General features: G+C 38.3%; 1 protein-coding gene. It reads right to left on the reverse strand.

Annotated elements, in window-relative coordinates; all coding sequences use genetic code 11:
* Positions 1-205 precede the first annotated feature (205 nt).
* Positions 206-547, reverse strand: coding sequence for a hypothetical protein (locus IQR33_RS26680; RefSeq protein WP_042776211.1), 342 nt, complete (start codon positions 545-547; stop codon positions 206-208).
* Between the last annotated feature and the right edge of the window lie 132 nt (positions 548-679).

Raw genomic sequence — 679 nt, forward strand, 5'->3', positions numbered from 1 at the left:
GCATTGTGTGGTGCTTTGATTGAAGCAATTACAGAGGGGGCGGAAACCGCTAAAGCAATCCCCACTGTAATGAGATTAATGTTATTCATTGCAATCTACCATTGTCATTTATGGATAAAAAGCAATATAGGCCTTGAGCGAATTACAATCAACTTTAGTTTTCGAACTAAGGACATTGGTTCACGGTTTCTTTTAAGGGTTGTACTCAACTTTCACCATAATTTGATTTGTTGGTGAAGGCGATACGGTACCGACAGTAGTGCTCTGCAAACTCGAAATCATCTTCATCAAAGATTGTACTTTCGTTACACCATAACTTTTTATGTTCGTCACGTATCCTTACCGATTCAATGTGAATTTCAAATTTACATTGGACATCATTTAAGTAAGCAGATATGTGCTTTCCTAACAGTGGTTCTATGCTGTATATGTTGTACTCATTAACACCTTCCTTAATTGCTCGAGATAGACCCATTCTCGCCATTGTCATCGCATTAGGGCATCGATGTGCTTTCAGGTCTAAGTCATTACTCTCTGGTGACTTCATACTTCTTCTCCCACTGAGGGTAGTTCTAGTTCTTTACAAATAGCAGTAGCACAGCTTCTCTCTGAGCTGCGGATCATTCTGTATTTAATACTTCCATTTCTTGAAATAGATTTCTGTACTACATTATTCTCT

It is taken from the genome of Vibrio sp. OPT46, assembly GCF_015163535.1.
In the GTDB taxonomy this organism is placed as follows: domain Bacteria; phylum Pseudomonadota; class Gammaproteobacteria; order Enterobacterales; family Vibrionaceae; genus Vibrio; species Vibrio alginolyticus.